The sequence below is a fragment of the Variovorax sp. 20P10.2.4 genome (genome assembly GCF_058244205.1).
In genome coordinates, this window is the sequence record NZ_JBZAYE010000393.1 from 1 (window position 1) to 7,063 (window position 7,063).

The following is a 7,063-nucleotide window of genomic DNA, read 5'->3' on the forward strand; positions in this document are numbered from 1 at the left end:
CGGCGAGCAGCAGGCTCGCGGACGCGCGGTACGGCAGGCGATGCGGGAAACGTGAAGTGACTGAAGTGGCGTGAGGCATGCCCCCATTCTGACGACGCGCGCAAAGGCCCCGCGCCCGGCTGCGGCAACGACGTGCCGCACGACATGTCCTACGCCGCGATGCGGCCTGCGCGCGCCGGGCGGCCGATGCATGGTGGCCACGCTGGCGGATCCGAAGCAAGGAGCCAGCGATGCCGACCCGAAAGAACAAGGGCCTCTACGCCAACATCCACGCCAAACAGGAGCGCATCAAGCACGGCAGCGGCGAGCACATGCGCAAGCCGGGCAGCGAAGGCGCGCCCAGCGACGAAGCCTTCGAGAAAGCCGAGAAGACCGCCCACAAGCGCAAACAGCGGCACTGAGGCCGCTGTCCGTCGTCGAGCCGCGCCGGCTCAGGGCTTCTGGAACAGCTTCAGCACGCTCGAGAAATCGAGCGCGCCATGCCCCGCGAGGCTGTGCGCCGCATAGAGGTTGCGCGCGATGCCGCCCAGCGGCGTCGAGGCGCGCACGGCGGTCGCGTTCTCCTGCGCCAGGCCCAGGTCCTTGAGCATCAGGTCGGTGCCGAAGCCGCCCGCGTAGTTCTTCGAGGCCGGCGCGGTCTCCATCACGCCGGGCATCGGGTTGTACTTCTCGAGCGCCCAGTTGCCGCCCGAGCTGCGGCGCATGATCTCCGACAGCACCTTGGGATCGAGCCCGTTGGCCACGCCGAGCGCGAGCGCCTCCGAGGTGCCGATCATCAGGATGCCGAGCAGCATGTTGTTGCAGATCTTGGCGGTCTGGCCCGCGCCCGCGGCGCCCGCGTGGAAGATGTTGGCGCCCATCTTCTCGAGCACCGGCCGCGCGCGCTCGAGGTCCTTCGTCTCGCCGCCGACCATGAAGGTCAGCGTGCCCGCGATGGCACCGCCCGTGCCGCCCGACACCGGCGCATCGATCATCGCGATGCCCTTGGCGGCGGCCGCCTCGGCCACCTTGCGCGAGGTGGCGGCGGCGATGGTGCTGCTGTCGATCACGAGCGCGCCGGCCTGGATGCTCTCGAGCAGGCCGGGCTTGCCCGCGCCGCCGAGGAACAGGCCCTCGACGTGCGCGCTGGCCGGCAGCATGCTGATCACGACCTCGGCATCGGCCACGCTGTCGGCCGCCGACTTCGCGATCGGCAGGCCCTCGCCCGCGAACTTCTGGCAGGCGTCGGCCGAGAGGTCGAAGGCGCTGAGCGTGTGGCCGGCCTTGAGCAGGTTGAGGGCCATCGGGCCGCCCATGTTGCCGAGGCCGATGAATGCGATCTTCATGTGTCGTCTCCGTTGTCTGTCTGTGTGTCTGTCTGTCGTCTGGATGGAATCAGACCAGCGATGCCAGCTCCGCCGGCATCTCGCCGCGCGGGCGCAGGTGGTCGTCGATGAAAGCCTGGGTGATCTCCTCGATGCTCGCGGGCGACCACTTGGGATTGCGGTCCTTGTCGATCAGCACCGCGCGGATGCCCTCGGCGAAGTCCTTGTGCGCGCAGAAGCCCAGCGAGGCCCAGTACTCGAGGCGGAACACCTCGGCCAGCGACATGCGGTGCACGCGCTGCCAGAGCTCGAAGCTCAATGCGGCCGAGCTCGGCGCGCCCTTCATGAAGGTCTTGGCGGCGCTCTGCAGCCAGGCGTCGTCGCTCTGCAGCCCGCGCAGGCGCTGCGCGATGTCGAGCAGGTCGTCGCCGGCCATCAGCGCATTGATGGTGTCGTAGTGCTCGCGCACCTTCGAGGCCGGCAGTTCGGCGCCCTCGCCGGCCTTGGCCAGGATGCGCGACAGCGTGGCGCGGTCGGCCTTGCCCTCGCCGGCCCAGCTCGCGGCGGCGATGGCCTCGAGCACCTGGCCCTTGTGCTCCTGCGGCACCAGCACGTCGGCCAGGCCGCAGAAGATCGCGTCGGCGGCATTGAGGTTCGCGGCCGTGAGCGCGAGGAACAGGCCGGTGCGGCCCGGCGTGCGGCGCAGGAACCAGCTGCCGCCCACGTCGGGGTACAGGCCGATGCTGATCTCGGGCATGGCGATGCGGCTCTGCGCGGTCACCACGCGGTGCGAGCAGCCCGACATCAGGCCCACGCCGCCGCCCATCACGATGCCGTGGCCCCAGCAGAGGAAGGGCTTCGGGAAGGTGTGGATCAGGTGGTCGAGCTCGTACTCCTCGCGGAAGAAGTCCTCGGCGTAGGTGTTGCGTTCGGGGCCGCATTCGAGCAGCGTCTGGTAGAGCTGGCGCAGGTCGCCGCCCGCGCAGAAGGCCTTCTCGCCCGCGGCCTGCAGCAGCACGCCGACGATGCCGTCGTCCTTCGCCCATTCGCGCAACTTGGGCGTGAGCAGGCGCACCATGTCCACGGAGAGCGCGTTGAGCGAGGCGGGTGCGTTGAGCGTGGCGACGCCGAAGCGCTGGCCGCCGGCGGTCTTGATTTCGTCGAAGAGAACTACGGAGTCGGTCATTGTCTTGAGGGGTTCCGGATGTGGGGCGTCAGCGGATATCGCTGTCCCCTTCCAGCAATTTTCGCGCAACGATCACGCGCATGATCTCGTTGGTGCCCTCGAGGATCTGGTGCACGCGGGTGTCGCGCACCAGCCGCTCGAGCGGGAACTCGCTGAGGTAGCCGTAGCCGCCGTGCAGCTGCAGCGCGTCGTTGCAGACATTGAAGCCCGCATCGGTCGCGAAGCGCTTGGCCATCGCGCAATAGGTGCTGGCGTCGGCATGGCCGGCGTCGAGCTTGCTCGCGGCCAGCCGCACCATCTGGCGCGCGGCCACCAGCTCGGTCGCCATGTCGGCCAGCTTGAACTGCAGCGCCTGGAAGCTCGCGATCGGCTTGCCGAACTGCTGGCGCTCGTGCAGGTAGCGGCGCGCCGCATCGAGCGCGCCCTGCGCCGCGCCCACCGAGCAGGTCGCGATGTTGATGCGCCCGCCGTCGAGCCCCTTCATCGCGATGCGAAAGCCCTCGCCTTCCTTGCCCAGCAGGTTCTCGGCCGGGATGCGCACGTTGTCGAAATTGATGGTGCGCGTGGGCTGGCTGTTCCAGCCCATCTTGTGTTCCTTCTTGCCGTAGCTCACGCCCGGCGCGTCGGCCGGCACCGCGAAGGCCGAGATGCCGCTGGCGCCCGCGCCGCCGGTGCGCGCCATCAGCACCAGCACGTCGGTGGAACCGGCGCCCGAGATGAAGGCCTTGCCGCCGTTGATCACGTACTCGGCGCCCTGCAGCTCGGCGCGCGTCTTGAGCGAGCCCGCGTCCGAGCCGGCGCCCGGCTCGGTGAGGCAGTACGAGGCCAGCTTGCGCCCGCTCGTGAGGTCCTCGCCCCACTGCTGCGCCACCGCATCGGTGGCCCAGGTGCCGAGCATCCAGGTCGCCATGTTGTGGATGGTGATGAAGGCCGTGGTCGAGGGGTCGACCGCGGCCATCTCCTCGAACACCAGCGCCGCATCGAGCCGCGGCAGGCCGAGGCCGCCGATGCGCTCGGGCGCGTAGAGGCCGCAGAAGCCCAGCTCGCCGGCCTTGGCGATGGCCTCCTTCGGAAAGAAGGCCTCGGCGTCCCACTGCGCCGCATGCGGCGCGAATTCGGCCTGCGCGAAATCGCGCGCGCTCTGCGCAAAGGCGTTCTGCTCTTCGGACAGTTCGAAGTTCATTGTTCGCGACCCTTCCAGCGATCCAGTTCGGCGGTCCGTTTCCGGGTCGATTTCTCCAGGCATGAATTGAATACCAGCGGCCACATCGAGCCGCCCTCGTTGGCCTTCGAGGCGCGCTTGCAGGCCGGGTCGCGGCCCTTGAGCCAGGCGCGCTGCTCGTTGCGCAGCGCGGTGCGCATCTGCGGCGACAGCGTCTTCATCACCTCGCCATAGCGGATGTTGAGCGCCGCATCGGCGGCGCGGAAATCGCGCGCCGCGCAGGCGTTCATCTGCTGCTGGTTCCCGTTGGGATCGCAGTCGTCCGCGCCGGCGTCGGCGTCGGCGGCCGCCCGCGCGCCGCCGGCTAGCATCGCGAGCGTCGCCACCGCGCCCCAGGCCGCGACGCGAAGGCGCTTTCTCACTTGAGGCTGATGGTGGTGTTGACGCCGTGCGAGACGGTGCTGTCGTCGAACCAGCGTGCCGTCACGGTCTTGGTCTGGGTGTAGAACATGATGACCTGCTTGCCGTACGGGCCCAGGTCGCCGAGCTTGGAGGCGCGCGAACCGGTGAACGAGAACATCGGGACCGGCACCGGGATCGGCACGTTGATGCCGACCTGGCCCACGTCGATGTCTTCCTGGAAGCGGCGCGCCGCGGCGCCCGACTGCGTGAAGATCGCGGTGCCGTTGCCGTTCGGGTTGCTGTTGATCAGCTCGATGGCCTCGTCGATGGTCTCGGCATCGGCCACGCACAGCACCGGTCCGAAGATCTCCTGGTCATAGATGGTCATGCCGGGCTTCACGCCGGTGAAGATCGTCGGGCCGACGAAGTTGCCCTTCTCGTAGCCGGGCACGCTGGGCTTGCGGCCGTCGAGCACGAGCTCGGCGCCGTCGGCCAGGCCGCGTTCGATCAGGCTGCTGACGCGGTCGTGCGCAGCGCACGAGACCAGCGGGCCCACGTCCACGCCCTTCTCGGTGCCGGCACCGATCTTCAGGGTCTTGGCCTTCTCGATCAGCTCGGGCACCCACTTGCGCGCGTCGCCGACCAGCACCGCCACCGACACCGCCATGCAGCGTTGGCCCGCGGCGCCGAAGCTCGCGCCGGCCAGTGCGTTGAGCGTCTGTTCCTTGTTGGCGTCGGGCATCACGATGGCGTGGTTCTTCGCGCCCATCATGCATTGCACGCGCTTGCCGGCCAGGGTGGCTCGGTTGTAGACGTGGGTGCCGACCTTGGTCGAGCCGACGAAGCTGATCGCCTTGATGTCCTTGTGGTCGCAGATGCCGTTGACCACGGCCTCGCCGCCATGGACCACGTTGAGCACGCCGGCCGGGATGCCGGCCTCGAGCGCGAGCTCGCACAGGCGCATCGTGACCATCGGGTCCTGCTCGGAGGGCTTGAGCACGAAGGTGTTGCCGGTGACGATGGCCATCGGGAACATCCACAGCGGGATCATGGCCGGGAAGTTGAACGGCGTGATGCCCGCGCACACGCCCAGCGGCTGCAGCAGGGTGTAGGTGTCGACGCCGTTGGCCACGTTGTTGGCCAGCTCGCCGAGCTGCAGGTTGCCGATGTTCGAGGCGTGCTCGACCACCTCGAGGCCGCGGAACACGTCGCCCTCGGCATCGGGCAGGGTCTTGCCCTGCTCGGCCGTGAGGATCGCGGCCAGCTCGGCCATGTTCTCGCGGATCAGCTGCTGGTACTTGAGGAAGATGCGCGCGCGCGCGCCGAGCGGGGTCTTGCGCCAGGTCTTGAAGGCGTCCTTGGCCGAAGCGACGGCGGCGTCGAGTTCATCCTGCGTGGCGAAGGGCACGCGGGCCAGCACCTGCTGCGTGGCCGGGTTGACGATGTCGCGCCACTCGGTGGTCTTCGACTCGACGAACTTGCCGCCGATCAAGAGCTTGACGGTGGCGATCTGGGTCGAGGGCTGGGTGCTGGCGTCCATGTGCTTGTCTCCTGTGAATGCGGTGCCGAAGGCGGCGGAACAGCGGGCATCGTAGCTTTGCAGTTTTGCTATGACAATAGACAAAATTGCGCTGGGGTTTTGCATAAATGCAGATCGCCCGCAGCACGGCGCCGCCCGGAGGAACACATGGACTGGGACAACCTTCGCTTCTTTCTCGAACTCGCGCGCTCGGGCACGCTGATGAGCGCCGCGCGCCGGCTCGAGGTCGACCACACGACCGTGGCGCGTCGCATCCAGGCGCTCGAGAAGGAGGTGGGCGCGCCGCTGTTCGCGCGCGAGGCCGGCGGCCATCGGCTCACCGAGGCCGGCCGGCGGCTGCAGCCGCAGGTGGAAGCGATGGAAGGCGCCTTCCTCGCGGTGGAGAGCACGGCGCCCGCCTCGCAGGAAGGGCTGTCGGGGCTGGTGCGCATCGGCGCCACCGAGGGCTTCGGCACCGCGGTGCTGGCGCCGCAGCTCGCGCTGTTCGCGCGCCAGCATCCGCGGCTGACCATCGACCTGCTGGCGATGCCGCGGCTGGTGCACCTGTCGCGGCGCGAGGCCGACATCGTGATCTCGCTCGAGCGGCCGGCGCGCGGGCCGGTGCTGGTCACCAAGCTCAGCGACTACACGCTGCGCCTCTACGCCTCGAAGCCCTACCTCGCGGCGCACAAGCCGATCGCCACGCGCGAGGACCTGCGCGGCCACACCTTCATCAGCTATGTCGACGACCTGCTGTTCAGCAAGGAGCTGCAGTACCTCGACGAGCTGCACCGCCCCGACAGCTTCGCGCTGCGCAGCACCAGCGTGCTGGCGCAGCACCGCGCGGTGGCCGCGGGCGCGGGCATCGCGGTGCTGCCGGCCTTCCTGGCCGAGGGCGACGGCAGCCTGCAGCCGGTGCTCGCGGGCCAGGCGAACTTCACGCGCACCTTCTGGATGTCGATGCCGGCCGAGACCAAACACCTCGCGCGCATGAAGGCGACCTGGGAGTTCCTGCAGCAGACCGCGCAGGCGCAGCGCGACCTGCTGCTGCCCGATGCCGGCGCGCGGACCTGAGCCGCAACGCCCCTACGCCACGCCCTCCAGCACCGGCTCGTCCTGTGCGGGCACTTCGGCCCGCACCAGCTCGCCCAGATGGCGCCACAGCCGCTCGGCCTGCTCGGCCAGCGGCGCGCGCCGGCGCATCAGCATGAAGCGCAGCGGCACCTCGAGCGAAGTGCCACCGGCCCGCACGAGGCGCCCGGCATCGAGGTCCTCGCGCACCAGCGCCTGCGGCAGCCAGGCCACGCCCAGCCGCGACAGCGCCATGAAGCGCAGCCCGTCGGTCAGGCTGGCCTCGTGGTGGCGCTGCAACCGCAGCTCGCCGTGGCGCTCGAGCAGCGGCGCCAGCGACCAGCCGAGGTGGCATTCCTCGGCATAGCCGAGGAAGGAAACGGGCGCGCCCGCGGGATCGCGCAGGTCGAACAGCGGCC

General features: G+C 69.4%; 8 protein-coding genes. 2 read left to right on the forward strand and 6 right to left on the reverse strand.

What is annotated here, in order from left to right; genetic code table 11:
• Window positions 1-230: 230 nt before the first annotated feature.
• Window positions 231-401, forward strand: a complete 171-nt coding sequence (locus AC27VN_RS28005; protein ID WP_490878643.1) for a hypothetical protein — start codon at window positions 231-233, stop codon at window positions 399-401.
• Window positions 402-431: 30 nt separating this feature from the next.
• Here AC27VN_RS28005 and mmsB read toward each other — a convergent pair whose 3' ends face one another.
• From mmsB to AC27VN_RS28030, 5 genes are read right to left on the reverse strand one after another with little or no spacing between them, the layout of a single operon-like run.
• Window positions 432-1,325, reverse strand: a complete 894-nt coding sequence (mmsB, locus tag AC27VN_RS28010; RefSeq protein ID WP_057595062.1) for a 3-hydroxyisobutyrate dehydrogenase — start codon at window positions 1,323-1,325, stop codon at window positions 432-434.
• Window positions 1,326-1,374: 49 nt separating this feature from the next.
• Entirely contained in the window at window positions 1,375-2,490 is a 1,116-nt protein-coding gene (locus AC27VN_RS28015; protein WP_490878644.1) for an enoyl-CoA hydratase/isomerase family protein, read from the reverse strand.
• A gap of 28 nt (window positions 2,491-2,518) precedes the next feature.
• Entirely contained in the window at window positions 2,519-3,673 is a 1,155-nt protein-coding gene (locus AC27VN_RS28020; RefSeq protein ID WP_093344745.1) for an acyl-CoA dehydrogenase family protein, read from the reverse strand.
• A complete protein-coding gene (locus tag AC27VN_RS28025; RefSeq protein ID WP_490878645.1) occupies window positions 3,670-4,038 on the reverse strand; it encodes a lysozyme inhibitor LprI family protein in 369 nt (122 codons plus the stop codon). The genes AC27VN_RS28020 and AC27VN_RS28025 overlap by 4 nt, the downstream gene beginning before the upstream one ends.
• 32 nt (window positions 4,039-4,070) lie before the next feature.
• On the reverse strand, window positions 4,071-5,594 hold the full coding sequence (locus tag AC27VN_RS28030; RefSeq protein ID WP_208510962.1) for a CoA-acylating methylmalonate-semialdehyde dehydrogenase: 1,524 nt from the start codon (window positions 5,592-5,594) through the stop codon (window positions 4,071-4,073).
• Between the two features lie 147 nt (window positions 5,595-5,741).
• Between AC27VN_RS28030 and AC27VN_RS28035 the strand changes: the two genes are divergently transcribed.
• Window positions 5,742-6,647: a LysR family transcriptional regulator gene (locus AC27VN_RS28035; RefSeq protein ID WP_490878646.1), complete on the forward strand. Its 906-nt coding sequence runs from the start codon at window positions 5,742-5,744 to the stop codon at window positions 6,645-6,647.
• 12 nt (window positions 6,648-6,659) lie between these two features.
• Here AC27VN_RS28035 and AC27VN_RS28040 read toward each other — a convergent pair.
• On the reverse strand, window positions 6,660-7,063 hold a 404-nt coding region (locus AC27VN_RS28040; RefSeq protein WP_490878647.1), incomplete at its 5' end, for a LysR substrate-binding domain-containing protein.

Bases quoted from the DNA above. Each gene is read 5' to 3' on its own strand.
- mmsB (WP_057595062.1), bottom strand. From the start codon at position 1,325: ATGAAGATCGCATTCATCGGCCTCGGCAACATGGGCGGCCCGATGGCC.
- AC27VN_RS28035 (WP_490878646.1), top strand. From the start codon at position 5,742: ATGGACTGGGACAACCTTCGCTTCTTTCTCGAACTCGCGCGCTCGGGC.
- AC27VN_RS28015 (WP_490878644.1), bottom strand. From the start codon at position 2,490: ATGACCGACTCCGTAGTTCTCTTCGACGAAATCAAGACCGCCGGCGGC.
- AC27VN_RS28005 (WP_490878643.1), top strand. From the start codon at position 231: ATGCCGACCCGAAAGAACAAGGGCCTCTACGCCAACATCCACGCCAAA.
- AC27VN_RS28020 (WP_093344745.1), bottom strand. From the start codon at position 3,673: ATGAACTTCGAACTGTCCGAAGAGCAGAACGCCTTTGCGCAGAGCGCG.
- AC27VN_RS28030 (WP_208510962.1), bottom strand. From the start codon at position 5,594: ATGGACGCCAGCACCCAGCCCTCGACCCAGATCGCCACCGTCAAGCTC.